Source organism: Krasilnikoviella flava, from assembly GCF_900167525.1.
Taxonomy (GTDB): domain Bacteria; phylum Actinomycetota; class Actinomycetes; order Actinomycetales; family Cellulomonadaceae; genus Isoptericola; species Isoptericola flavus.
In genome coordinates, this window is sequence record NZ_FUZQ01000001.1 from 347182 (window position 1) to 374162 (window position 26981).

At 74.0% G+C, this 26981-nt stretch carries 16 protein-coding genes; 10 read left to right on the forward strand and 6 right to left on the reverse strand.

Features of this window, described 5'->3' with window-relative positions; all coding sequences use genetic code 11:
- The first annotated feature begins 52 nt into the window (after positions 1 to 52).
- Complete coding sequence (locus tag B5Y66_RS23095; protein ID WP_139820664.1) at positions 53 to 4942, forward strand: FtsK/SpoIIIE domain-containing protein; 4890 nt, start codon at positions 53 to 55, stop codon at positions 4940 to 4942.
- 127 nt (positions 4943 to 5069) lie between these two features.
- The gene (locus B5Y66_RS01375) at positions 5070 to 5318 is read left to right on the forward strand and encodes a WhiB family transcriptional regulator (RefSeq protein ID WP_079569994.1); all 249 of its coding nucleotides are present in this window, start codon (positions 5070 to 5072) and stop codon (positions 5316 to 5318) included.
- A gap of 128 nt (positions 5319 to 5446) precedes the next feature.
- On the opposite strand, the gene B5Y66_RS01380 is transcribed toward B5Y66_RS01375, so the two are convergent.
- A complete protein-coding gene (locus B5Y66_RS01380) occupies positions 5447 to 6937 on the reverse strand; it encodes a sensor histidine kinase (RefSeq protein WP_079571610.1) in 1491 nt (496 codons plus the stop codon).
- 63 nt (positions 6938 to 7000) lie between these two features.
- Between B5Y66_RS01380 and B5Y66_RS01385 the strand changes: the two genes are divergently transcribed.
- From B5Y66_RS01385 to B5Y66_RS01415, 7 genes are all read left to right on the forward strand, one after another.
- Positions 7001 to 7522: a DUF2505 domain-containing protein gene (locus B5Y66_RS01385; protein WP_079569996.1), complete on the forward strand. Its 522-nt coding sequence runs from the start codon at positions 7001 to 7003 to the stop codon at positions 7520 to 7522.
- A 210-nt stretch (positions 7523 to 7732) separates the two neighbouring features.
- Complete coding sequence (locus B5Y66_RS01390; RefSeq protein WP_079571612.1) at positions 7733 to 9061, forward strand: ABC transporter substrate-binding protein; 1329 nt, start codon at positions 7733 to 7735, stop codon at positions 9059 to 9061.
- 107 nt (positions 9062 to 9168) lie between these two features.
- Positions 9169 to 10314: a carbohydrate ABC transporter permease gene (locus B5Y66_RS01395; protein ID WP_079569998.1), complete on the forward strand. Its 1146-nt coding sequence runs from the start codon at positions 9169 to 9171 to the stop codon at positions 10312 to 10314.
- Positions 10311 to 11234 carry a carbohydrate ABC transporter permease gene (locus B5Y66_RS01400; protein ID WP_079570001.1) on the forward strand — a complete coding sequence of 308 codons (924 nt, stop codon included), beginning with the start codon at positions 10311 to 10313 and terminating at the stop codon, positions 11232 to 11234. The genes B5Y66_RS01395 and B5Y66_RS01400 overlap by 4 nt, the downstream gene beginning before the upstream one ends.
- An 80-nt stretch (positions 11235 to 11314) precedes the next feature.
- Positions 11315 to 12898, forward strand: coding sequence for a glycoside hydrolase family 1 protein (locus B5Y66_RS01405; RefSeq protein WP_079570003.1), 1584 nt, complete (start codon positions 11315 to 11317; stop codon positions 12896 to 12898).
- A 9-nt stretch (positions 12899 to 12907) separates the two neighbouring features.
- Positions 12908 to 13918, forward strand: a complete 1011-nt coding sequence (locus tag B5Y66_RS01410; RefSeq protein WP_079570006.1) for a LacI family DNA-binding transcriptional regulator — start codon at positions 12908 to 12910, stop codon at positions 13916 to 13918.
- A 249-nt stretch (positions 13919 to 14167) separates the two neighbouring features.
- Positions 14168 to 17317 carry a hypothetical protein gene (locus tag B5Y66_RS01415; protein WP_139820667.1) on the forward strand — a complete coding sequence of 1050 codons (3150 nt, stop codon included), beginning with the start codon at positions 14168 to 14170 and terminating at the stop codon, positions 17315 to 17317.
- Between the two features lie 67 nt (positions 17318 to 17384).
- Here the strand turns inward: B5Y66_RS01415 and B5Y66_RS01420 are convergent, their stop codons facing one another.
- The 4 genes from B5Y66_RS01420 to B5Y66_RS01435 all read right to left on the reverse strand — a co-directional run bounded on the left by B5Y66_RS01420 (position 17385) and on the right by B5Y66_RS01435 (position 24699).
- Positions 17385 to 19001, reverse strand: coding sequence for an APC family permease (locus tag B5Y66_RS01420; RefSeq protein ID WP_245806928.1), 1617 nt, complete (start codon positions 18999 to 19001; stop codon positions 17385 to 17387).
- A gap of 98 nt (positions 19002 to 19099) precedes the next feature.
- Complete coding sequence (locus tag B5Y66_RS01425; protein WP_245806850.1) at positions 19100 to 20161, reverse strand: 1-acyl-sn-glycerol-3-phosphate acyltransferase; 1062 nt, start codon at positions 20159 to 20161, stop codon at positions 19100 to 19102.
- On the reverse strand, positions 20158 to 21027 hold the full coding sequence (locus tag B5Y66_RS01430; RefSeq protein WP_079570015.1) for a patatin-like phospholipase family protein: 870 nt from the start codon (positions 21025 to 21027) through the stop codon (positions 20158 to 20160). The genes B5Y66_RS01425 and B5Y66_RS01430 overlap by 4 nt, the downstream gene beginning before the upstream one ends.
- A gap of 78 nt (positions 21028 to 21105) precedes the next feature.
- Positions 21106 to 24699: a proline dehydrogenase family protein gene (locus B5Y66_RS01435; RefSeq protein ID WP_079570018.1), complete on the reverse strand. Its 3594-nt coding sequence runs from the start codon at positions 24697 to 24699 to the stop codon at positions 21106 to 21108.
- Between the two features lie 53 nt (positions 24700 to 24752).
- Between B5Y66_RS01435 and B5Y66_RS01440 the strand changes: the two genes are divergently transcribed.
- Positions 24753 to 25574, forward strand: coding sequence for a helix-turn-helix domain-containing protein (locus B5Y66_RS01440; protein WP_245806851.1), 822 nt, complete (start codon positions 24753 to 24755; stop codon positions 25572 to 25574).
- Positions 25575 to 25633: 59 nt separating this feature from the next.
- Here B5Y66_RS01440 and B5Y66_RS01445 read toward each other — a convergent pair whose 3' ends face one another.
- On the reverse strand, positions 25634 to 26932 hold the full coding sequence (locus B5Y66_RS01445) for an Nramp family divalent metal transporter (protein WP_079571619.1): 1299 nt from the start codon (positions 26930 to 26932) through the stop codon (positions 25634 to 25636).
- Positions 26933 to 26981 lie beyond the last annotated feature (49 nt).

Here is a 26981-nt window from a genome sequence, read left to right on the forward strand (position 1 = left end):
GTTGTCCACAGGCCGTCCGAGACGGCCGTCCCGGGCGGGCACCCTGGAGGTCATGTCGACCTCCGGAGTGCCCGCCCTCGCGGTCCCCGCCGTGCGCGGCGGGGACGTCCGGGTGACCGTGCGGCCCGGCGAGGACGCGCTCCTGCCCGCCGGGGTACCGCTCGGCGCGTGCCGGGGCGAGCTCGCCGCCCTCCTGCGCCGTCCCGAGCTGCGGCACGCGCCCCTGCGCGCCGACGGCCTCCCCGTCTCGGACGACGACCTCGTCGGGGACCGCCCGCTCCTGCCGGGGGTCGTGCTCGCGGTGCACGCGGCGGCGCGTGCCCCGGGCGCCGGGCGCCGCCGCGGAGCCGCCCCACCGCCGCTCGACGGCGCACCGGACGACACGTCACCGTCCGCGGTGCTCGGCGGCCCGTGGCTCGCCGCCCGCTCCGACGGCCCGGCCGCCGGCGCGACCCTCCCGCTCCCGCCCGGCGCCCCCACCGCGCTGCCCGACGACGCCGTCCCCGGCGGTGCTCGTCCCGCGGCCCGCGTCGTGGTGCGCGTGGACCAGCGCCGGCCTGAACGGGTCCGCGTCCGGGTCGCGGGCGCGACGCGGGTGCGACCCCTCCTGGGTCGAGCGGCCCGCGGAGCCGCACCGGGTTCGCCGCGACTCGTCCCGCCGGACGGCGCGGCGCGGCGCCGGCCCCGCCGCGTCGGGCGGTGGCCGCGGCGCTGGCGCCCGGGGCACCGGCTGGAGCTGGGCGACCCACGCGGCCCGGGCTCGTGGACCCTGCACCGTTCGGGGACGGTCGCGACGTGGCTCGACGCCCGCCCGGGCGCTGCGGCGGAGGACGGCCGGTCCGCGTCCCCGGGCGCGGGCATGCTCGCCACCGCCGCGCTACCCGTCGTCGGGTCGCTCGTGCTCGCGGCCGTGCTGCGCCAACCGGCCTACGCGCTGTTCTCCCTGCTCGGCCTCGCGACCCTGGTGCCCCAGCTCGTCGCCGCCCGCCGCCGGCGGCGCGCAGGTACGGGCGGCGCCACCCCGGGCGCGACCGCAGGCGTCGCCACGGACGCTCCCGACATCGCGCCCGGTGCCCCCGCCCGAGCCCCGGGCGACGCTCCCGGTCCGCTGCTGGCGCGGCTCCTCGCCGCCCACCAGGCCTCCGACGGGGCGTGGCGCGCGGCCACCCAGCGCGCCGCGACCCGCTCCGTCGGCCACGCGGGCCCGCTCCCGGTCGGGGCGCGGGCCGGGGACGCGTCGGGCGGCGCGGACGCAGCCCGTGCCGTCGTGGGCCTCGTGCCCGACGGCGCGATGGCCCTGGTCGGCCCCCGCGCCGACGTGCTCGCCGTCGCACGGTCGGTGGTGGTGGAGCTGGCCGCGGCCGGGGCGTCGGTGGACGTCGTGGGGGCGGTCGAGGCATGGTCGTGGTGCCGCTGGATCCCGGGCGGCGGACCGCCCGTGCTGGTCGTCGACGCCGTCGACGCGACGGATCGCGGCACGGCCTCCGACCCCGCCCGGCGGGACGACGTCCTCGCCCGCGGCGGCGCGGTGCTGCTCTGCCTCCCCGACGACGCACCCGTCCCCTCCTGGTGCCGCACGACGTGGCGGGTCCGGGGCGGCCGGGTGCGGCGCGCCGCACCGGACGGCTCCGCGGCGACCGGGCCCCTGGTCGGTGTCGACGTCGACCGGGCGGAGCAGGCCGCGCGGACCGTCGCCGGCCTGTCGGGGCTGCGCCGGTCGTTGGGCACGCTGGACTCGGCCGACGGCCTCGGGCCCGTCGGCGGGCCCGGGAGCGACGACGGCGACCCGACCGACCCGCGGCTGCCCGACGCGGTCCCGCTGGCGGACCTGCTGGACGGTGTGAGCGACCCCGGTGCGGCGTGGGACTCCGCCCTCGGGTGGGCGGTGCCGCTCGGGCGCGACGCCCGCGGTCGGGCGGTCACCTTCGACCTGGTGGCGGACGGGCCCCACCTGCTCGTCGCGGGCACCACCGGCGCGGGCAAGTCCGAGCTGCTGCAGTCCCTGGTGCTGGGGCTCGCCGGGCGCCGGTCCCCTCGCGACCTGGCGCTCGCGCTCGTCGACTTCAAGGGCGGCGCGTCGTTCGGCGTCTGCGGGCGGCTGCCGCACGTCGTCGGCCAGGTCACCGACCTGGACCCAGGGCTCGCGGGGCGCGCCCTGGCCGGCCTCCGTGCCGAGCTGCACCGGCGCGAGCGCGTCCTGGCAGCGCACGGCGCCGCGGACCTCGCCGCCCTGCCGCCGGGGCTGCCCGACGCCCCGCCCCGGCTGGTCGTGGTCGTGGACGAGTTCCGGGCTCTCGCCGACGACCTCCCCGACTTCCTGCCCGGGCTGCTGCGCGTGGCGGCACAGGGCCGCTCGCTGGGCGTGCACCTCGTGCTCGCGACTCAGCGGCCGGCAGGTGCGGTGAGCGCCGACGTCCGCGCCAACGTGTCGGCGCGGCTCGCGCTGCGGGTCGTGGACGCCGCCGACTCGCTCGACGTGGTCGAGACGTCCGCGGCGGCGAGGATCCCCCCGGGCTCCCCCGGGCGCGCCGTCCTGCGTTGCGGCGCCGAGCCCCCGGTGGCGCTCCAGTGCGCCCACGCGGCGGGCCGTGTTGCGGCGGCCGGCAGCCGGGTACGGCACGCGCCGGCCTGGGGATCACCGCCCGCGGCCGCCCTTCCGGTTCCCGATCAGGACGGGTCCGCGGCGGCCGCCGGCCCGGGAACGGGCCCCGACCCGGTCGACGAGCTCGTCGCCGCGTGCCGCGCTGCCGCCGCCGAGCGCGGGCTGCGGGCCGGCGCCGCGCCGTGGCTGCCCCCGTTGCCGGAGCGCGTCCTGGTGGGTGACGTGAGCGACGTCGGCGAGGTGGGCGACGTCGGTGCTGTCGGGCCGCCGGCGGGCCGCGGCAGGGCCGCCTCTCCCGGCGGCCCGGCCGGCTGCACCACGCGGCCCGGGCACGCAGGCCCCGACGCGGCCGCAGGCCTCCCGCTCGCCCTCGGCGACGACCCGGCCCGGCAGCGCCGGACCGTCGTGCGCTGGGACCCGGACGCAGGACACCTGGGGGTCGTGGGTCGCGCCCGCTCCGGCCGGACGACGGCGCTGCTGACGCTGGCGGGCGCCGCCCTGGGCCGGGGGTGGCACGTGCACGTGCTCGCCACGCGCGCCGCGCTCCCCCGGTTCGGGCCGCTCGATCGACACCCCGGCCTCGGCACGGTGGCCGGACCCGGGTCGCCACGCCGGGCGGCACGTTTGCTGCGCCTGCTGGGTTCGGGTCCCGCGCCGGCACCGACGCTCGTCGTGGTCGACGGCGTCGAGGAGCTGCGCGCCGCCCTCGCCGGCCCCGACCCGTGGGACCCCTTGGTCCGGGCGCTGGCGACGCCCGGGGTCGCGTTCGCCCTCGCGTCCGACGGCGCGATGCTCGGCGGGCTGGCTGCCCGGGTCGGGTCGCGGCTGGTGCTCGTCGGGCGTGAGGCGCACGCCGACGTCATCCTCGGCGCGCCGTCGGACCTGGCGGGGCGCGGCGGGCCACCGGGTCGTGCGGCATGGCTCGGGCAGGAGCAGCTCCTGTGCCAGGTCCTGCTGCCGGGAGACCTCGACCTGGGACACGACCTCGGGCTCGACCCGCACGGCGCCCCGGTCGGCGCCCTGGTCAACGCACCGGTCGGCCGGGCCCCGGTGAGCCCGGCCGTCCCCCCGGTGGTGGTCCGTCCGCTCCCCGCGACCGTCGCGGAGGACGACCTGCCCCGCCCTGCCACGCGGCGCCCACGCCACCTCGTCGCCGGGATGCCCGGCGACGAGGTGGCTCGCGACGTCCCGCCCGGCGACGAGCTGGTCGTCCCGATCGGCGTCGGGGGCGACGATGCCGCACCGGTCGGGCTCGACGTCGCACAGGGCGCGCTGGTCACCGGGCCCCGCGGCAGCGGCCGCACGACCGTCCTGCGCGTGATCGCCCGGCGCCTCGCCGCGGCCGGCCGGCTCGCCGGCGTGGTCTCGCGCGACGCCGTGTTGCGACGGGACGCGGGCGACGCCCCGGCGGCAGGGCCGTCCCCGTCGGCGCTGGCCGCGATGCTGGACCGGCTGCCGGTCCCGCGGGCCGACGGGGCGACGGGCCCGCAGGTGCTCCTCGTGGACGACCTGGACGCCCTCGCCCAGCAGCACCCGCTCGAGGCGGACCGCATCGGTGCGCTGCTCGACGCGCCCGGCCACGCCGTCGTGGCGTCGTCGACGACCACGGGGACGGCGCTGGCGCACCGGGGCGTGCTCGCCGAGCTGCGCGCCCGGCGCACCGGCGTGGTGCTGCACCCGGGCGAGCGCGGGGCCGACGACCTGCTGGGCGTGCCGCTCGCGGACGCGGTCGACCCGGGCCCCGCGCGGGCGGGACGCGGCGCGCTCGTGCAGTCGGGCGAGGTGCTGGCAGTGCAGGTGGCGCGGCCCGCGGGGCCGGGCGGGCGCTCAGCCGGAGGTCGCCTCGACGACCCGGCGCGTCATGACCGCGACGAGCACGGAGGCCGCGACGAGAAACAGGCCGATGCCCGCGAGCACCGCCCAGGACACGCCGGCGGTCAGCAGGCTGATGCCGATGAGGCCCTGCATGATCTGCCACACCACGATCGGCGCGCGGCCGCCGCGCCTGCCGGCCCACAGGGCGCGGCAGGACCCGACGAGCAGCCAGGAGAGCCCGAGGAAGAAGAGCACGAGGAACACGCTCACGGCTACGCTGTTGGAGGCGCCGCGGACGACCTCGAAACCGACCATGCCTGCCGCGCCGACGAGCAGCACCACCTCGATCAGGATCCCCACGGCGACGACCTTCAGGCCGGGCGGTCGGGACCTGTCGGGAGCGCCGTCGGCGTCGGAAGAGGGGGTGACAGGAGCGCGCATGACACGTCAGAATACGTGCGACCTGCGGTTTCACGACAGTGTGATGAAGCACTCACGCTTCATGCGCGAGAAACTTCCGCGTAACCCCTTGTGCCGCGCTTCACGAGGTGTGACGCTGGACGGCAGATCAACCCCCACCCACCGGACCCGGATTGGCGCGCCCTGATGCGGCCGCATGACGGACCGGGTTCCCCTGCACCGAGGAGATGACATGGACTGGCGCCACAAGGCCGCCTGCCTCGACGAGGACCCTGAGCTCTTCTTCCCCATCGGCAACACCGGCCCCGCCCTCCTGCAGATCGAGGAGGCCAAGGCCGTCTGCCGTCGCTGCGACGTCGTCGACACGTGCCTCAAGTGGGCCATCGAGTCCGGCCAGGACGCCGGCGTTTGGGGCGGCCTGAGCGAGGACGAGCGCCGCGCGCTCAAGCGCCGCACCGCGCGCGCCCGTCGCGCCGGCTGACCTCACCGGTCGCCACCGCTCCCGCACGACACCGTATGACGACGAGGGGACGGACCGCCTCGGCTGTCCGTCCCCTCGTTGTCTCGTCAGGGCGTTGCCCCGACCTGGCTGGGCATCACAGCTAGCCGTCAGTACCCCGAGCGGGCCGAGGACTGCCCGTCGCGCAGCTCCAGCTTGAGCACGACCTGCGTGCCGCCGCCGTCGCGCGCCTCCCAGTCGATGGTGCCGCCGAGCTCGTTCGTCACGAGGGTCTGCACGATCTGCGAACCCAGGCCGCTGCGCGACGCCCGCCCCAGCGCGGCGATCCCCTCCGGCATCCCCACGCCGTCGTCCGCGACGACGATGCGCATCGATGCCCCGTCGCGCTGCACGTCGATCTCGACGGTGCCGGACTCCCGCCCGGGGAACCCGTGCTCGACGGCGTTGGTCACCAGCTCGGTGAGCACCAGCGCGAGGGGCGTGGCGTCCTGCGCGGGCACGAGCCCGAACGACCCGGTCTGGCGGGTGCGCACCTGCGTGCGGGTCGACGCGACGTCGGCCGCCAAACGCAGGGCGCGGCTCAGCATGTCGTCGAGCTCCACGTTCTCGTCGAGCGTCTGCGACAGGGACTCGTGCACCATCGAGATGGTTGCGACGCGCCGCATCGCCTCCTCCAGCGCCGCCCGCGCCTCGGGCACGTCCATGCGACGCGCCTGCAGCCGCAGGAGCGCGGCGACGGTGGCGAGGTTGTTCTTCACCCGGTGGTGGATCTCGCGGATCGTCGCGTCCTTGGTCATGAGCTCGCGCTCGCGACGACGCAGCTCCGACACGTCGCGGCACAGCAGCACCGCGCCGATGCGCTGCCCCCGGTCCGTGAGCGGCAGGGCGCGCAGGGACAGCGCCACGCCCTTGGCCTCGATGTCGGTACGCCACGGGGCGCGACCCATGACGACCAGCGGCAGCGACTCGTCCACCGTGTCCTGGTACTGCACGATGTCGGCGGTCACCTCGACCAGCGACTGCCCGACCAGCGGCCCGATGACGCCGAGCCGGTGGAAGCAGGACAGCGCGTTCGGGCTGGCGTACAGCACCTCGCCCTCGGAGTTGAGGCGGATCAGCCCGTCGCCGACGCGCGGGGCGCCGCGACGGGGGCCGGTGGCGGCATTCGTGGCGGGGTACTCGCCGCGCGCGATCATCGCGAGGATGTCGTCGGCGGACTCCACGTAGTTGAGCTCGAGGCGGCTGGGCGTGCGCCCGGAGCCGAGGTTGGTCTGGCGGGCGACGACGGCGATGGGGCGCCCCTCGTGCACGACGGGCACCGCCTCCTCGCGGACGGCGTACGCGCCGAACCAGCGCGGCTCGCGCGAGCGCTGCGCCCGCACCTCCGTCATGGCGGCCGCGAGCTGCGGGCGCTGCCCGTCGGGGGCGAACGACCCGACGATGTCGTCGTAGTGCACGGTGGCGCCCGTGGACGGCCGGGCCTGAGCGAGGGCGACGAAGCCGTCGTCGGAGGTCGGCAGCCACAGCACCAGGTCGGCGAAGGCGAGGTCTGACACGAGCTGCCAGTCGCCCACGAGGAGGTGCAACCACTCGACGTCCCCCTCGGAGAGGTCGGTGTTCTGGGCGATGAGGTCACTCATGGCGGACACGCCCACCAGAGTACGGGCGCTCCCGCTCCGCTCCGGCCTCGGTAGGGTGACCTCGTGCACCTGACCGTGGAGCTGACGTACGCGGCGGACGCCGACGCCGTCGTGGCGATGCTCGCCGACGAGTCGTTCATCCGCTGGCGTGCGATGCGCGGCCCGGGCGGCCGCGTCGAGCAGGCAGACGTGACCGGGAGCCCTGCCGAGGGCTTCACCATCGCGGTGCGGCGCACGCTGCCCACCGACCTCATCCCCGCGCAGGTACGGCCGTTCGTCGGCGACCACCTCGAGGTGCGCCAGGCGGAGGTGTGGGAGGCGCCGTCCGGCGACCGCCGCACCGGGACCATCGCCCTCGAGATCGCCGGCGCCCCCGTGCGCGTGACCGGGACGGTCCGCCTCGAGCCGACGGCGGACGGCGGCACCCGGCAGGTGTACGACGGCGAGGTCCGGGCCACGGTGCCCCTGTTCGGCGCCGCGGTGGCCGAGGCCGCCGCGCGGGCGGTCCGCTCGACCCTCGAGGCCGAGGGTGCGGCCGGCCAGGAGTGGCTCTCGGCGCCGCCCACCGCCGGGGAAGACCGATAACGATCCGGACACGCGGCGGCCACTCACTCTTCTGACCTGCGCCGACACCGCCGCCCAGGTCACGGTGCGGCATCGACACCTCGGCGGGCTTGACTTTCGTCATCACCGACAGCCAGCATCATGACCTGGCTGTGGGAGCGCTACCACCATGGAGGTGGGAGCGCTACCAACCCTCCATCTCGCATGCCCGACCCAGACAAGGGAGTCACCGTGCCCAGCAGCACCCGACCCACCCGCCGAACCCGCCGCGTCGTCGCGGCGACCGCCGGCGTCGCGACCCTCGCCCTCGCCCTGACCGCCTGCGGCGGCTCGGACGACGGCGGCGACGACACCGCCACCGGTGACGAGAAGATCACCCTGACCGTCGCCACCTTCAACCAGTTCGGCTACACCGACGAGCTCCTCGCCTCCTACACCGAGGACCACCCGAACGTCACCGTCAAGCAGGTCACCGCCGCGACGTCCGAGGACGCGCGCAACAACCTCACGACCAAGCTCGCCGCCGGCGGCGAGGGCCTGGCCGACATCGAGGGCATCGAGGTCGACTGGCTGCCCGAGCTCATGCAGTACCCCGACCTGTTCGAGGACCTGGCCGACCCGGCCCTCGATGGCCGCTGGGTGGACTGGAAGGTCCAGCAGGCCACGACCACCGACGGCAAGCTCATCGGCTACGGCACGGATATCGGCCCGGAGGCCATCTGCTACCGCGCCGACCTCTTCGAGAAGGCCGGCCTGCCGACCGACCGCGAGAAGGTCGCCGAGGCCCTCGGCGGCGACGACGCGACGTGGCAGGACTACTTCGACCTCGGCAAGACGTTCGTCGCCAAGTCGGACTCGGCCTGGTTCGACGGGGCCGTGCCGACCTACCAGGGCATGGTGAACCAGCTCGAGGGCGCCTACGAGGACCCCGCGACCGGTGACCCCAAGGACCTCAAGACCAACCAGGAGATCAAGGACCTGTACGACCAGGTCCTGACCGCGTCCGTGGACGACGAACTGTCCGCCGGCCTCGAGCAGTGGGGCGAGGACTGGACCGCCGGCTTCCAGAACAACGCCTGGGCCACCATGCTCTGCCCGCCGTGGATGACGGCGTCCATCGAGCAGAACGCCGGTGGCGTCAAGGGCTGGGACGTCGCGGACGTCTTCCCCGGCGGCGGTGGCAACTGGGGCGGCTCGTTCCTCACCGTGCCCTCCTCGGGCGACAACGCCGCCGCGGCCAAGGAGCTCGCGGCGTGGCTGACCTCGCCGGAGGTCCAGATCCAGGCCTACGAGAACGCCAACACGTTCCCGTCGCAGCTCGACGCCCAGGCTTCCGACGCCGTGCAGAACTCGACGAACGACTTCTTCAACGACGCCCCGGTCGGCCCGATCTTCTCGGCCCGCGCCCAGGCGATCGAGGGTGCCCCGTTCAAGGGCAAGAACTACTTCGCGATCCACACGGCCGTGCAGAACGCGCTGAACCGCGTGGACCTCAACGGTGACGACCCGGAGAAGAGCTGGCAGGGCGCCCTCGACGAGTACGCCTCGCTCGGGCTCTGACCCCCTGACCAGTCACTGACCCTCGCTGGTCGAGCCTGTCGAGACAGGATCTCGACAGGCTCGACCAGCGTCCGCCAGGCCCGCCCGGCGAGCACAGGAAGCAGCAGATGGCCGTCCTCTCCCCCACCCAGCCCACGCACCGACACGGTGCCCCCGGCGCCCGTCCTCCCCGACGCGTCGGTCTCTCCCAGCGCCTCGGCCGCTGGGACGTGAAGGTCTCCCCGTACCTGTACATCTCGCCGTTCTTCCTGCTCTTCGCGCTCACCGGCCTGTTCCCGCTCGCGTACACGGCGTTCGTGTCCCTGCACGAGTGGAGCCTGCTCGGCGGCCAGGGCGAGTTCACGGGGCTGCAGAACTACGCCGCCGTGCTGGCACAGCCGCTGTTCTGGAAGTCCCTGGTCAACACGTTCTCGATCTTCGTCTTCTCGAGCGTCCCGCAGGTGATCCTCGCGATCACGATCGCGGCGCTGCTCGACCAGAACCTGCGCGCCGCCACCTTCTGGCGGATGGGCGTGCTGATCCCCTACGTCGTCGCGCCGGTCGCGGTCTCCATGATCTTCGGCCGACTGTTCGCCGACGACTACGGCCTCATCAACGAGCTGCTCGGGTTCGTCGGCGTCGACCCGATCGGCTGGCACACCGACCGCGTCGCCAGCCATGTCGCCATCGCCAGCATGGTGAACTTCCGCTGGACCGGCTACAACGCGCTGATCTTCCTCGCCGCCATGCAGGCCGTGCCCCGCGAGCTCTACGAGGCGTCCGTCATCGACGGCGCCGGCCGCGCGCGGCAGTTCTTCTCCATCACCGTGCCGCAGATCCGCGCCACGATCATCTTCGTCGTCATCACGTCGACCATCGGTGGCCTGCAGATCTTCGACGAGGTCCGCATGTACGACCCGAAGGGCCTCGGCGGACCCGACCAGGACTGGATGACCACGGTCGTCTACCTCTACGACGTCGCGTGGGGCAACCAGAAGAACCTCGGCCGTGCGTCGGCGGTCGCGCTGCTGCTCTTCCTGCTGATCATCGTCATCGGCATGGTCAACTTCCTCATCACGCAGCGGATCGCGACCTCCGGCCCGAAGGGGGCCAAGGTGAGCCGCCGGCACGCCCGTCGCGTTCTGGCGGAGGCTCGGGTCGCGCAGGCGTCCGGTTCGACCGCCCCTGCTAGCGGGGCCACGACCTCCACGCCGCCGCTACCGCCCACCTTCCCCCCGACCACCTCGACCACCGACCGGGAGGACCGCCGATGAGCTCCGTCGCCGTCACCGCCCAGACCGCCGGACCGGGCGCGGCCCGCGCGGCCGCCAAGCGCCGGAACCGCGGCTCGCGCGCCACGCGCAGCGCACAGCGCCGTCCCGGCTGGCTCACCTACACGCTTCTCGGGGTCGCGCTGCTGATCTCGATCTTCCCGCTGTACTTCACGCTGCTGCTCGGGTCCTCCGACCCGGTCACGATCGCGAAGAACGCGGTGCCGCAGTGGTTGCCCGACGCGGGCCTCTTCCAGCAGTTCGCCGAGGTGATCAACTCCTCACGGATCAACTTCTGGAAGGCCCTCACCAACTCGGTGATCATCGCCGTGGTCACGTCCGCGTCGGTGGTGCTGTTCTCCACGCTCGCCGGCTACTCGTTCGCCAAGCTGCGTTTCCGCGGCCGCGGGCCGCTCCTCGTGTTCGTGATCGCCACGATGGCCGTGCCCACCCAGCTCGGCGTCATCCCGATGTACATCCTCATGACCGACCTGGACTGGATCGGCAAGCTGCAGGCGGTCATCGTTCCCGCCCTCGTCACTGCGTTCGGCGTCTTCTGGATGACGCAGTACCTGTCCGAGGCCCTGCCCTACGAGCTCATCGAGGCGGCCCGCGTCGACGGGGCGTCGATGATCCGCACGTTCTGGTCCGTGGCCCTGCCGGCCGCGCGACCCGCCGCCGCGATGCTGGGCCTGTTCACGTTCGTGCAGCAGTGGACCAACTTCTTCTGGCCGTCGATCGTGCTGAACAGCGAGAACCCGACCCTGCCCCTCGTGGTGCAGTCGCTGCAGGCCAACTTCTTCGTGGACTACTCGCTCGTGATGGCGGGCATCTTCCTCGTGACGCTGCCGCTGCTGGTGATCTTCGCCTTCGTCGGCAAGCAGCTCGTCGCAGGCATCATGGCCGGCGCCGTCAAGGGCTGATCCCGACTCGTCGTCTCGCCCGCGCAGCCGCACCGTCGTGCGGCTGCGTGGGCCCACCACCGATGGAAAGATCCGAATCCATGACCCTCCCCACCCCCGGCGCGCGCCGGGCGGCCCCCGGCACGGCCGTGCCGTTCACGCCCACCGCACCCCTCACGAGCTCGCCGCACGCCACCGGGGCCGTCACCTTCCCCGACGGCTTCCTCTGGGGCGCCGCGACGGCCGCCTTCCAGATCGAGGGCGCGTCCGCCGAGGGCGGCCGCGAGGACTCGATCTGGGACGCCTTCTGCCGTGTCCCCGGCGCCGTGCGGAACGGCGACGACGGGTCGGTCGCCGACGACCACTACCACCGCTACCGCGAGGACGTGGCGCTCATGCGGCGCCTGAACCTCGACACGTACCGGTTCTCGACGTCGTGGGCCCGGGTCGTCCCCGACGGGAAGACCGTCAACGCCGAGGGGCTGGACTTCTACTCCCGCCTGGTCGACGAGCTGCTCGGCGCGGACATCCTGCCCTGGCTGACGCTCTACCACTGGGACCTGCCGCAGGCGCTCGAGGAGCTCGGTGGCTGGCCGAACCGGGACACCGCGTCCCGCTTCGTCGACTACGCCGTGACCATGCAGGAGGCCCTCGGCGACCGGGTGAAGGTCTGGACGACGCTCAACGAGCCGTGGTGCTCGGCCTTCCTGGGCTACACCGCCGGCGCGCACGCCCCCGGCCGCAAGTCGCCGGCCGACGGCCTGGCCGCCGCCCACCACCTGATGCTGGCCCACGGCGGCGCCGTCCGGGCCCTGCGCGAGCGCGACCCGGAGTCCGTGGTCGGGCTGACGCTCAACTTCACCGTGTCCGACCCCGTCGACCCGTCCGACCCCGCGGACGTCGACGTCGCGCGTCGCGACGACGGCATGTTCAACCGGTTCTTCCTCGACCCGATCCTGCGCGGCGCGTACCCGCAGGACCTGCTCGACGACGTCGCGCACCTCGGGTTCACCGACGTCGTGCACGACGGGGACCTCGAGGTGATCTCCACGCCGATCGACGTGCTCGGCGTCAACTACTACAACGGGGGTGCGGTCTCGGCCCGGCCGCAGGGGCCGACCGGCGAGGCGCCCGCGGGCACGGCCGACCCCGGCGGCGAGCGCGCCGACGCGGCGGTGTGGGCGACCCGTTCCCCCAACCCGGTGCCCGACGGCATCTACCACCACGGCCGCGGCCTGCCCACCACGGACATGGGCTGGGAGGTGCAGCCGGAGGGTCTCACCCGCCTGCTCACCCGGCTGCAGCAGGACTACACCGGGCCGCGCGGCACGTCGATGTTCATCACCGAGAACGGCGCCGCGTACCCCGACGTCGTGCAGGCCGACGGGAGCGTCGACGACCCCGAGCGCCTCGCGTTCGTCGACGCGCACCTGCGCGCCGTCCGCGACGCGATCGACGCCGGCGCCGACGTGCGCGGCTACTTCGCCTGGTCGCTGATGGACAACTTCGAGTGGGCGCTCGGCTACGCCAAGCGCTTCGGCCTGGTCCACGTGGACTACGCGACGCAGGAGCGCACCGTGAAGTCCTCCGGCCGCTGGTACGCGGACGTCGCCCGCACGGGCGTCGTTCCGGCGCACGGCGCGGCCACCGGTGACGTCGGCTCGACCGGCACGGACGCGGAGTAGTCTCCGCAGGTGGTCATCGAGCATGCCAGCCCCACGCTGGACGACGTCGCGCGGACCGCGGGGGTCTCACGGTCCACGGCCTCACGCGCCATCAACGGCGGCGACCGGGTCTCGCCCGAGGCGCAGACCGCCGTCGACGACGCGGTCGCGCGGCTCGGGTACGCCCCGAACCGTGCGGCCCGTTCGTTGGTCACCCGTCGCACCGACTCCATCGCGCTGGTCGTGCCCGAGCCCGACGCCCGCATCCTCACCGACCCGTTCCTCGCGGGCGTGCTGCGGGGCGTCAGCGAGGGCCTGACGGGCACGGAGCTCCAGCTCGTCCTCCTGCTCGCGCGCCCCGGCGAGCCGCCGGGCCACATCGCGCGGTACCTGCGGTCGGGGCACGTCGACGGCGTCATCGTGGCCTCGCACCACAAGGAGGACCAGCTCGAGTCCGAGCTGATGCGGTCCCACCTGCCCTCCGTGTTCGTGGGGCGCCCGTTCGACACGGAGTCGCTGCACTTCGTCGACGTCGACAACGCCTCGGGCGGCCGCACGGCCACCCAGCGGCTCGTCGACCGGGGCTGCCGGCGCATCGCGACCATCACGGGCCCGCTCGACATGACGGCCGCCGTCGACCGGCACGACGCGTGGCAGCACACGCTCGAGGACGCGGACCTGCCGGCCGTCGCCGTCGAGAACGGCGACTTCACCGTCGCCGGGGGCGCTGCCGCGATGGAGCGGATCCTGGCGCAGCACCCGGACGTCGACGGCGTGTTCGCCGCGTCGGACCTCATGGCCACCGGCGCCCTGCAGGTGCTGCGCGAGGCCGGCCGGCAGGTGCCCGACGACGTCGCCGTGGTCGGCTTCGACGCCCTCGGCGCCGAGCGGACGACGCCGCGGCTGACGACCGTGCTGCAGCCCGTCGTCGAGATGGTCACCTCCGCGACGTCCACGCTGCTCGACGTGCTCAGCGGGGCCGACGTGCCCGCCGAGCCGCAGATCTTCGTGCCGCGCCTGATCGAGGGCGAGTCGGCCTAGCCGTCGCTACCGTGCTGGGCGCCCGGCGCCAGCGCGCCGTGACCAGGCCGCCAGGGGGTCGAGGACCTTCGTGGCGCGGCGCTCGCGGCGTCCGGCGTTGAAGGAGACCAGGAAGCGGCCACCCAGACGCACCGGGTGAAAAGGGCGACCGGTGCTGATTTCGGCGTAATCGTGGCGTTGCGACCGATACAGTCCACGCGACCTGTCGTCCTGGCGCACGGACCTGCGCCCTTCCAGCTGGAGCGTTCGATGTCGACCTCAGCTCTCCGACGGCTCGTTCCTGCCGCCCGGCGGACGTGCGCGTCGCTCGTCGCGACCGGGCTCGTGCTCGGGTTCGCCACGACTTCCGCGGGTGCGGTGCCCGCTCAGGTCGCGCCGGCAGCGAGTGCCGACACCGTGGCCGCGGTCTCGTCGGGCTTCGTCCAGGAGGGGACCCCCGCGGCGCAGGGCGGCCGACTCGTGCCGTGGGACAACGGCTGGGGGCTCGCGCAACCTGACGGGTCGCGGCCGTGGGAACTGCCGGACGGGGTGCAGCACACCGGGATCGACGCGGACGGCAGCTCGCTGCTCGCGCTGCGCAGCGACGGGCAGGTCACCGCCGTCCCGCTCGACGAGCATTGGGGCCCGCTCCCGATCCCGGAGCTGCCCGCGGGGCTGCGCTACACCGGCGTCTCGCTCATCTCGGGGATGGGCCAGCCCTCCGCGGCGCTGCTCCGCTCGGACGGGTCGATCGTCGGGACGGGGAGGAGCTCGTCCTCGACGCCGACGTTCACCGGCCCCCCGGCCGGGATGCGATACCTCTCGATCGACTCCGGCACGACGATCACGATGGCCGTGCGGTCCGACGGCGCCCTGGTAGCCGAGCGGCAGCGGACGTCGATCGCGGTGCCCTGCCCCGAGGCGCTCGTGCCGCCGACGGGGACCGCGTACGAGGCGGTCAACGTCACGAACGTGAGCTGGATGGCCGTGCGGTCCGACGGCGCCGTGGTCTCGTGCCTGCAGGGCATCGACACGAAGGCCCGGGTGACGAACCCCGCGGCCGGCACCCGGTTCGTCGGGGTCGACACCGCGCGCCGGTACGGGTACGCGGCCCGCAGCGACGGCACGGTCGTGCCGTTCGGTGAGGCGCCGACGCCGCCGGTCGTGCCGACCGGTCGTTCCGTCGTCGCACTGTCCTCGAGCAAGGTCAGCCTGCCCACCGGCTCCGGCGAGCCCGGCGGGGCGGCCCTGCTCGACGACGGCTCGCTGCTCACCTGGGGCGGCGGACGGGCCGTGCCCGCGGTGCCCGACGCACACGGGGCCTACCGGGCCATGGCGAGCGGCGAGACGGCGACCTGGCTGCTCATGGACGCGCCCCTGCTGCCGACCGAGATCACGGTGACGGGTGTTCCGGACCCGTGGCACATGGATACCTCGGCGACCGTCAGCATCGACGTCACGTCGTCGAGCGGGGTCACGCCGCGCGGCACCGCCAGCGTCGGGTACCGCGACGCCGACGGCGGGTTCCACGCCGAGCACTACCTTCCTCTGGACCGTACGGGGCACGCCGAGAAGGAGCTGCGGATGACCTGGCCCGGGGCCCGGACCCTGGAGGTCCGCTTCGACGGGCCGCCGTTCCGTGGCGCCGAGGTGCAGCGGCCGTTCACGGTGCCCGAGCCGTCCCGTACGACGGTCGGCGTGGAAGGCCCGGAGTCGTGGCGGACGGGGACCGACTTCGTCCCGTTCGTCACCACGGTCGGCACGGTCGACGGGACCCCTGCCGTGTCCGGGACGATCCAGGTCGTCGACCGGGTCACCGGCGGGCGCCTGTCCACCACCGGGTACGGCTCCGATCGTTCGCTCGACGTGTCGGGCCTGGCGCCCGGCCCGCACGAGCTCGAGGTCCGGTACGTCGCGGACTACGCGGCGGCCTCGTCAGACCCGGTGGTCCGTCCCGTCACCGTCCGCCCGCCGTCGGCGACGAGGATCGCGGCGACCTTGGTCGACGAGACCGTTCACTACGAGAACCAGATCGACGTCGAGGCGCGCGTCGAGACGCTCGACGGATCAGCCGTCGAGTGCGGGTCGATGGTCGCTGAGCTGACGGACGGCACGGACCTCGGCCCCGTGGCACAAGGCTGCTCGACCACGTCGTCGCTCGAGCTCAGCGGGTCGGCGCACACCTTCGGGCTCGCGCCGGGCGACCACGAGGTGGTGGTGCGCTGGGAGGGTACGCGGCCGGCCGACGCCACCTCGGCCGACGCGGGGCCGACGCTCGTGTCGGAGACCTCGCCGCTGCAGTTCACCATCCGCCGGGCGGAGACGACGACCACCGTCACCGGCGTGACGGAGGACGTCGCGGCAGGCAAGGTCCAGGTCGACGTCGCCGTGCACGGACCGGGCGAGGAGCTCGGCCGGCCCGCCCAGGTCGTGCTGAGCGTCGACGGGACCGACGTCGCCACGCAGACCACCGAAGGACTGGGCGACACCTCGTTCCGGCTCGACGCCGCGGCACTGCCCCTCGGCGTGCTCGCGGTCGGCGCGCGCTACTCGGGATCGGCCTGGCACTCCCCCAGCGAGGCGGACCCTGTCTCCTGGTCGCACATCGCGAGGGCCTTCGTCGCCCCGACGCCCTCGGTCGTCGGCACCGCCCGGGTGGGGTCCACGCTCACCACCGCGCTCGGTACCTGGTCGCCGTCTCCGTCGACCGTGGCGTACTCCTGGCAGGCGGGCGGAGTGACGATCGCGGGCGCGACGGCGTCGACGCTCAAGGTCCCGGCCTCGGCCGTGGGCAAGCGGATCACCGTGCGCGTCACCGGTACGCGCGCGGGCTACCCGACGAAGTCGGTGACCAGCGCCCCCACGGCCGCCGTCGTGCCGGGCACGTTCGCGGCACCGCGACCGACGGTGAAGGGCACCGCCAAGGTCGGCAGGACGCTGACGGTGAGCCGCGGCACGTGGTCCCCGGCGCCGTCGTCGGTGAAGTACGTGTGGAAGGCGAACGGGACGACGATCTCGACGCGGACGTCGAGCACGTTCGTGGTGCCCGCCTCCGCGCGGGGCAAGCGGCTGACGGTCACGGTGACCGGGTCGCGTGCCGGCTACACCACGAGGTCGGTGACGAGCGCCGCGACCGCGACCGTCGTGCGGGGGACCTTCACGGCGTCGCGGCCGACGATCACGGGGACGAAGCGGGTCGGGAGGACGCTGACCGTCAGCCGCGGGACGTGGTCGCCGGCGCCGTCGTCGGTGACCTACGTGTGGAAGGCGGACGGCGTCAGGATCGCGACGCGGGAGAGCAAGCGGTTCGTCGTCCCCGCGCGGGCGCGGGGCAAGCACCTGACCGTCACGGTGGTCGGTTCCCGGACCGGGTACGCGACCAGGTCGGTCACGAGCTACCGGACGTCGACGATCCGCTGACGCGGCGGCGACGTCACCCTGCCGGTGACCGCCCCGGACTCGGGTGCGGTCACCGGCCGGGCCGAGATCAGTCGCGGTCGCGACGAGGGGTGTCGTCGTCCACGCCGACGGCCGTCTGCAGGGCCTCGCGGTAGTCGGCGGCGAGCTGGTCCGGGTTCTTGCCCAGCTGCGAGCTGCGGTAGCTGTAGCCGAAGTAGATCGCGAACCCGAGGGCGAGCCACACGAGGAACCGCAGCCAGGTCTCGACGTCGAGCTGGAGCATCAGCCACAGGCACAGCACGCCCGAGATGATCGGCAGCGCCGGCGACCACGGGACCTTGAAGTGGTCGGCCTTGGCCTCGCCGCCGCCCGCCTTGAGCTGGCGCCGGCGCAGGATCGGGATGCCGAAGCTCACCAGCACGAACGCGGACAGGGTCCCGATGTTCACCATGTTGCCGAGCACGTCGACGGAGAAGAAGCAGGTGACGATCACCAGGAGCACGGCCGTGCCGACCTGGATCATCACCGGGGTGCCGCGCTTCTCCGACGTCTTCGACATGCCGCGGGGCAGCAGGCCGTCGCGGCTCATCGCGAAGACGATGCGGGTCAGGCCGAGCATGAGCACCATGACCACGGTGGTCAGGCCCACGAGGATGCCGACGGTGATGACCTGGGTGGCCCACGCCGGGGCGTTCGGCTGCAGCTGGAACGCGGTGATGATCGTCGCGGACGCGCCGCCGTCGGGCGTGGCGTCGCGCAGCTGCTGCGGGGTGGCCATGCCGGACAGCGCGATCGACACCGCGATGTAGAGGCCGGTGCAGATGGCCAGGCCGCCGAGGATGCCGCGCGGGACGTTCCGGCGGGGGTTCTTGGTCTCCTCGGCCGCCGTGGCGACGACGTCGAACCCGATGAACGCGAAGAACACCGTGCCGGCGCCCGCGAGGATGCCCATGACGCCGCCCACCGAGAGCTCGGCGCCGGCCATCCAGGAGAAGAGGGTCTGCGTCATCGTGGTGCCGTGCGTCGTGGACTCGCCGAACGACTCCGGGCTGGGCACGAACGGGCTGAGGTTCGACGCGCTGAAGAACGCGAAGCCCACCACGATGATGAGCAGCACGATGGCGACCTTGACGGCCGTCAGGACGCCGGTGACGCGTGTCGAGAGCTTGGTCCCGGCGGCGAGCAGCGTCGCGAGCACGGCGATGAGGATCGCGGTGCCCCAGTCGAAGGAGACCCCGCCGAGCTGCACCGTGTTGTGGATGCCCGACGGGACACCGTCGGAGTCCACGCCGCCCAGGCCGAACACGTGGAGGAAGTTGTCGAAGTACAGGCCCCACGCCTTCGCGACCACCGACGCGGCGAAGAACATCTCGAGGATGAGGTCCCAGCCGATGATCCAGGCGAGCAGCTCGCCCATCGACGCGTACGAGAACGTGTACGCGGACCCGGCCACGGGCATGTACGAGGCGAACTCGGCGTAGCAGAGCGCGGCCAGCGCGCAGACGATCCCGGCGATGACGAACGAGACGACGACGGAGGGTCCCGTCTGCGTCGCCGAGACCTGGGCGGCCTTGGAGAAGATGCCGGCGCCGATGACGACGGAGATGCCCAGGACCATGAGGTCCCCGGCACCGAGGGTGCGCTTGAGCTGGCGCTGAGGCTCGTCGGACGCTGCGATCGTCGCTTCGATCGAGCGCCTCCGCATGAGCTGCACGGTGGTGCTCCTTACTGGGTGGTCCATACCACCGGGACGCGGCGGCTGGGAGACCCTACCCGACGCTACGACATCGGTGAACGGGGCGTTCAGTGCGAGCGGTCCCGGGGTGCCCGCACGACCGGACGGTCGACGTCGCGCTCCGAGATCCAGGCGTCCACGCGCTCCCACTGGTCGAAGAGCCACAGCTCGCGGCCCTCCGCGTCGGTGGGCAGGTCGGCGACCCGGGTGAGCTCCCCGCCGAGCACGATCTCCTTGTCCATGGGCAGCTCGCGCCAGATGTCGCGCGCGGTGACGAGCCGCTCGAGGCCGCTGTGCGCGACGACGAGCACGACCGCGTCGGGCGAGACGACCTCGAGCGCGGACAGGAACCCGCCCGCGTGCGGCGCCATGACGTGCGGCATGCGCTCGGCCCGGTCGGCGAGCACGTCCTTGCCGCGGGCCCGCAGCGCCGCGATCCGCCGGGCCCGGCGCCTCGGCGTCACGTTGCCCCCTTCCGGGAACAGCACGAGCGCGCCGTCGGGCCCCAGGCCGGCCGAGATCCGCGCGATCGTCTCGGTGGCGCCGGGCTGCCCCCGCTTGCGGCGCGACAACGGCGTCACGAAGGCTGCGGGCAGGCGGTTGAGGAGCACGTCGATCGCCGGGTCCCACTGCAGCGTGTCCTTGAGGACGACGGCCGGGGTCCGGTGCCCGCGGCCCAGCAGCGTGTCGACCAGGATGAACGAGTCGCCCGGACCAGCGTGCCGGCTGAGCACGAGGACGGGGACGTCGGGCACGCTCGCGCCGGTCGGGGCCTCGACGACGATCTTCAGCCGCAGCGTCCAGCGCACCTGCCAGAACAGCGCCGCCAGGGCCCACCGCGCGACGGCCACGTGCGCCCGCTGCATCCACGGCCGGCGCATCGCCAGCCCGAAGCCCGAGGCCACCCACAGCGCGAACAGCACGACCAGCGCGGCGGCGTCCCACAGCACGTAGAACGACAGCATCCACAGCAGGCGCAGCACCCGCAGCCTGCCGGGGAGCAGCCACGTCAGCGCGGCGCCCACGACCAGGGCCAGCATGATCGACGTCGGCACCAGCAGCACCGCGAGCAGCACGACCAGCGGCGCCAGCACCAGCCGTCGCACCCAGCGGGGCGGGGGCGCGATCACGCGTCGCCGCCGGCGCCGTCGGAGGTGTCGCCGGGGGCGCCGCGGGTCGCGGCGTCGGACAGGTACGCGCTCGCCGCGGCGTAGGACTGGGCGATGCGCCGCTGGGTCACGTCCAGCTTGCGGAACGCCCCCAGCTTCGCGTCCCCCGGCAGCGCGCCGCCGGTGGGCAGCACGTGCACGGTCGCCACCCGGCGCGCCTCCTCCAGCTCCCGGAAGTAGCGGTGCCGCCGGGCGATCTCGAAGCTCACGCGGGCGACGTCGGACGGCTTGGTCGGGACGGTCAGGGGCTCCTCGACCCGGCCCACCTGCAGGACGTAGACCGTCGTGGCGCCGCGCCGCACGGCCTCGCCGAGCGGGATGGAGTTCACCATGCCGCCGTCGACGAAGTGCTCGCCGTCGATCTCCGTGGGCGGCAGGGCGCCCGGCACCGACGCCGAGGCGAGCACCGCCTCGACGAGCGGCCCCGAGTCGAACCAGTGCTCCGACGACCGCTCGATGCTCGCCGCGGCGACCACCAACGGCACCGCCAGGTCCTCGAACGACGCGTGCTCACCCAGGGTCCCGGCGATGAGTCGGCGCAGCGCCGCCGGGTCGTACAGGTGGGTGCGGGAGCGGGCGAGCCGGGTCAGCTGCCGATACCACGGCTCGCCGTAGACCTCGTTCGCCGTCGGGGACGCCCAGGCCGCGGCGAGACGGTCGACGACGGCGGTGCTCGGCTCGGCGGCCACCGCGGCGCCGTTGATCGCGCCGATCGACGTGCCGACCACCAGGTCGGGCGCCACGCCCGCCTCGAAGAGCGCCTGCAGCATGCCCACGTGCACGGCACCGCGCACGCCGCCCCCGCCCAGCACGAACGCGACCGTCATGGCCGCGATCGTGCCACGGGCCCCCGGGGTCGGCACGGCGGGCACCTGGAGACGGCACGGGCCTGCGGCAGGGTCGCGTCAGGCGTGCACGTGCCCGTACCGGTGCCGGGTGCGGCTGACGGCCTGCTCGCGCACGACGGCGAGCAGCTCGCGGCGGCCGCTGACCACGACCGGCGCGTCGAGGACCGTCACGGTGCCGAGACACGTCGCCGCGGCCTCGTGCAGTCCCGGCGCACCGCCGATCACGCGGACGCGGCCGGTGACCCGGCCCGCAGCGACGGCGGCGGCGAAGTCCTCGTGGGACATCGGCGCCTCGTGCGGCACGCCCCAGCCCGAGTCGGTGTCCGGCACGACGACGGCGGGCACGCCGGCCCGCTTCGCCGCGGCGAGCACGCGCCGTACCTCGATCGGCAGGGCGCCGTCGCCGACGCGCACGGTGAGGCGGTCGATCGGCCGGTAGCGGAAGGTGTTCTCCTCCACCTGCAGACCGGACCTGTCGTGCCCGACGCCGACCTCGGCCGCCCACGCGGCGTCGTCCGACGCCTGCGCCGCGGCGAGCCAGCCCTCGGGGTCGGTGGTCCGCGACGGCACGCCGTCGGCGTCCGCCCACCCACCGAGCTCGGCCACGTAGTTGGGGCCGCCCGCCTTGGCACCGGGGCCCACCGCCGACGCCTTCCAGCCGCCGAACGACTGGCGCTGCACGATGGCGCCGGTGATGTGCCGGTTGACGTACACGTTGCCGGCCTCGACGCGGTCGAGCCAGGTCGCGATCTCGTCGTCGTCGAGGGAGTGGATGCCGGCGGTGAGGCCGAAGTCCACCTGGTTCTGCAGGCGGATCGCCTCGTCCAGGTCCTTCGCGGTCATCACGCCGAGCACCGGGCCGAACACCTCGGTGAGGTGGAAGAACGACCCGGGGGCGACGCCGTCACGCAGGCCCGGCGTCCAGAGCCGGTCCTCGTCGAGCCCCGCGGCGCGGGCGGCGTCGTCGAGGCGGCGCGGTCGCACCAGCCACGACTCCCCCGGCTCGAGCGTCGTGAGGGCGCGCAGCAGCTTGCCCTGCGCGGGCTCGGTGAGCGGCCCCATCACGGTGGACAGCTCGGTGGGCGACCCCACCGAGAGCGACTGCACGGCGTCGACGAGCTGGCGGCGGAACCGCTTGCCGGTCTCGGTGGCCGGGTCGCCCACGGAGCCCACCAGGATGACCAGCGACGCGGCGGAGCACTTCTGCCCCGCGTGACCGAACGCGCTCTTCGCGAGGTCGGCGACGGCGAGGTCGAGGTCCGCCGACGGCGTCACGACCAGCGCGTTCTTGCCCGACGTCTCCGCGAGCAGGGGACGCTCCGGCCGCCAGGACGCGAACATCTCGGCCGTCTCGATGGAGCCGGTGAGGACGACGCGCGCCACGTCGGGGTGCGTCACCAGGTGCTTGCCGAGGTCGCCGTCGGGCACCCGCAGGAACTGCACGACGTCGCGCGCGAGCTGCGGGTCGAGCCCGATCTCGGGCGCGGCCTCGTCGAGCGCCGCGTGCACGGCCTCGATCGCCAGCTCGTAGCAGCGCGGCGTCGTCGGGGCGGGCTTGGCGAGCACGGCCGACCCGGCCGCGAGCGCCGCGAGCGCGCCGCCCGCCGGGATGGCGACGGGGAAGTTCCACGGCGGCGTGACGAGGGTGACGCCGCCGGGCGTGAACGTGGCGCCGTCCACCTGCTCGAGCGCCTCCGCCGACGCGGCGTAGTAGTTGGCGAAGTCGATGGCCTCGCTGACCTCGGGGTCGGCCTCGGCCACGGTCTTGCCCGGCTCGTGCACCATGGCGGTGACGAGGTCGGTGCGGCGGGACTCGAGCTCGCGGGCGGCGGCCCGCAGCACGCGCGCCCGGTCCGCGGGCGCGACGGCGGCCCAGGCACGCTGCGCGGCGACGGCGCGCGCGACGGCCTCGTCGATCGTCTCGGTGGAGGTGACCTCGGGGGCCTGGACGGGCACGTACCCGGAGTCCGGCCCGGTGATGCCGCGCGCCCACGCGCGGTGCCCGGCGACCGCCGGGTCGGTGTCGACGGCGTTGCGGAACTCGTCGGTCGAGCTTGCGCCGTCCTGAGCCTGTCGAAGGGTTGAGACACCCGTGGACTCGACGGGCTCGACCGACGGGCGCGAGAAGCGGTCGCGGCGGCGGGGCGCGACGTCCACCGGCTGGTAGTGCACGCCGTGCGTCACGGACGCCCGGAACGCGAGCTCCTGCCGCTCCATCGCCGTGGCCTCGACGCCCGCGGACCCGGCGGCGGGCGCGAAGGCGGCGTGCAGGAAGTTCTGCTCGGCCGCGTTCTCCTCGAGCCGGCGCACCAGGTAGGAGATCGCGACGTCGAAGTCCTCGTCGCGCACCACCGGGGTGTACAGCACGACGTGGCCGCCGTCCTTGGCCACCTCGTCGCGCACCAGGCGCGCCTCGATGGGGGCCATGCCCTGCAGCATCTCGATGTCGAGGCCCTCGGTGACACCGCGGCCGCGGGCGAGCAGCACCGCGAGCGCCACGTGGAAGAGGTTGTGCGACGCGACGCCGAGGCGCACGGCGGCGGTGCGGTCGGCGCGCAGGTGGTGGTCGAGGATGCGCACGTAGTTCGCGTCCACGTCGGGCTTGGTCGGGTACGGCGCCTGCGCCCAGTCGTGCAGCTCGGCCTCGACGTGCTCCATCGCCAGGTTGGCGCCCTTGACGAGGCGCACCTTGATGCGCGCACCGCCGGCGGCCACGCGCTCCTGCGCGAAGGCGGTGAGCTCGTCGAGCGCGCCCATCGCGTCGGGCAGGTAGGCCTGGAGGACGATGCCGGCCTCGAGGTCGCGGAACTCGTCGCGATCGAGCACCTGCGTGAAGACCGCGGCGGTCAGCGCGAGGTCCTTGTACTCCTCCATGTCGAGGTTGAGGAACACGCCGTGGTCGCGGGCCGCCCGGTACAGGGGCAGCAGGTGCTCGACGACGCGCTCGCGCGAGCCGTCCAGGTCCCACGTGACGAGCTGCGCCGCCACGGAGGACACCTTGACCGAGACGTAGTCGACGTCGGGGCGGCGCACCAGGTCGATGGTGCGCTGCAGCCGCGCGGCGGCCTCGTCGTCGCCCAGCACGGCCTCGCCGAGCAGGTTGACGTTGAGGGTGTAGCCCTCGGCCCGGGTGCGCGCGAGGTGCTGCGTGAGGCCCTTGCCGGCGTCTGCCACGAGGTGGCCGACGAGCTGGCGCAGCCGCACCCGCGCGGCGGGCACGACGACGGACGGCAGCACGGGGGCGACGACCGCGCCCACCTTGAACAGCGCGCGGTCGACGGGGCCGAGGAACGTGGCGGAGCCGGCGTCCCGGCCGAGGCGCGCGAGCGCGGTGGCGGCGACGCCGACGTCGTGCGGGCGGGCGACGTCGTCGACGAACCCGACGGCGAGCTCGAGCCCGGCCGGGTCGGAGACGAGCGAGCCGAGCCGCTCGGCGGTGGCGCGGGTCTTGCGGTCGGCCCGCGTGGCCTGTGCGCCGGCCTGCGCCGACGACCCGGAGGCGACGGCGATCCAGTGGTGGGCGAGGGCGACGGCGTCCTCGACGAGGGCTTCGGCGCCCAGCGCGTCCTGACCCAGGGGACCTGCGCCGGTGTCGGCGCTGCGCAGGGCGGAGGAGGTGGCGCCGCCGTGCGCCGGAACGGAGGTACTCATGCCCCCAGGGTGCGCCCTCGTGCGGGCGGCCGTCTTGTACGATCGGGCGCGCGATGGGCGCAGATTCCGACAACACCACCGGCACTCCGGGAGACGCCGTCGGCGACCCCTCCCGGACGCCCCCGGACGTGCCGGGCACCGCCGCCCTCATGGCGGCGCTCTCCCCCGTGATGGTGTCCCTGATGGACGAGCTGTCCGACGTCATGTTCTGCGCCAAGGACGCCGACGGGCGCTACCTCGCCGTCAACCAGGTGTTTGTGCGCCGCACCAACGAGCGCTCCCGCCGGCAGGTGCTGGGCCGGCGCGCGGTCGACCTCTTCGTGCCCGAGCTCGCCGAGCGCTACGAGGCGCAGGACGCCGAGGTGCTGCGCACCGGCCGGCCGCTGCGCAACGAGCTCGAGCTCATCCGCCGCGTGGGCGGCACGCCCGGCTGGTTCCTCACCGCGAAGCTGCCCGTGCGCGACGACGCCGGCCGGGTGGTCGGCCTCGTCTCCGTGTCGCAGGACCTTCGCTCGGGCGACGCCGACGACGCGACCATGGACGCGATGGCCCGCCTGGTCGCCGCCGTCGAGCGGCACCTCGACGACTCCCCCGGTCAGCCGCTGTCGGTGGCCGACCTGGCGAGGCTGTCGAGGAGCACGCCCGCCGTGCTGGACCGCCGGGTGCGCAAGGTCTTCGGGCTCTCGCCCCGCCAGCTCGTGCTGCGCACCCGCGTGGACCGCGCGGCGCACCTGCTGACCTCGACGACGACGCCGCTGGCCGAGGTCGCGGCAGCGGCCGGCTTCTACGACCAGCCGTCGTTCACGCGCACGTTCGCGCGGCTCACCGGAGAGACGCCGTCGTCGTTCCGCCGCCGCGCCCGCGCCGCCGGCTGAGCCCCGGTGGTCGAGCTCGTCGAGACCCAGGAGGTGGTCTCGACAGGCTCGACCGACGATCAGCCGAAGACCGGCGCGAGCGCCTCGACGAGCTGCTGCACCCCGAGCACGACGAACATCCCCGCCACCAGCACCAGGATCACGTTCGTGATCGGCTTGTTGCGCCACCGCGCCGGCACGCGCGAGGAGTTCATGAGGATCAGCAGCGTGATCGCGAGGAACGGCATGAACAGGGAGCCCAGCGCGCCGTACGCCACGACGAGGGCGATCGGCTTGTCGAGCAGGAGCAGCAGCATCGGCGGGAACGTGAGCCACAGGATGTACGCCTTGTAGTAGCTGCCGCCCGCCTTGCGCCGCGGGTCGTCCTCGGCCAGGCCTCGCGCGGTCGCGACGAAGTCGGCGAACATCAGGGACACGCCGTTCCACACGCCCAGCACCGACGAGAACGACGACGCCCAGAACCCCACGAGGAACAGCGGCGCCATGAAGGTGCCGTACCGCTCGGCGAGCACGTCGGCCAGGTCGACCAGGCCGCCCTCGCCGTCGGCGACCGTGATGCCGGAGGAGTAGAGCAGCTCGGCGCCCACGACGAGCATCGAGACGACGAACACGCCGGAGATCACGTACGCCATGGCGTTGTCGATCCGCATGACCTTCATCCAGCGCGGCGAGTGCCAGCCCTTCTCCTTGAGCCAGTAGCCGTAGGCCGCCAGGGTGATGGTGCCCCCGACGCCGCCGGCGAGGCTGAGCGTGTAGAGGATGGAGCCCTCCGGGATGCGCGGCACGAGGCCGCCGACGATCTCCCCGAGGTTCGGCACGGTGAGCACCGCGGAGCCCACGATCGTCACGAACATGACGCCCACGAGCACGGCGATGACGTACTCGAACATCTTGTACTTGCCGAGCCACACGACGGCCGCGCCGATCAGCCCCATCGCGACCGCGAACCAGAAGAGGTCCACCTGCGGGAACAGCGCCACGAGCGGCAGCGCCGAGCTCGACATCGCCGCGGCGCCGTAGCTGAAGCCCCACACCACGATGTAGATGCCGAAGTAGACGCTCGCCCACGCCCCGAGCGACTTCCAGCCGTCGAAGATCGTGCGGCCGGTGGCGAGCGACCAGCGGCCCGCGCCCTCCACGAGCACGATCTTGATGAGGACGCCCAGCACCGCCGCCCACAGCAGCGTGTATCCGAACTTGCTGCCGGCGACGAGCGTGGCGACGAGGTCGCCGGCGCCGATGCCCGTGGCCGCGACGACCAGCCCGGGGCCGACGATGCGCCAGCGTGGGCGCTCCCCTTCGGAGCCGTGGTCGATGCCGTGGTCGAGGGCGGGAGGTGAGACGTCCTTGTCAGCCATGTCGCCGGAGGCTACCGGCTTCCCGTTCCCGCCCATCCGCGACATGCCG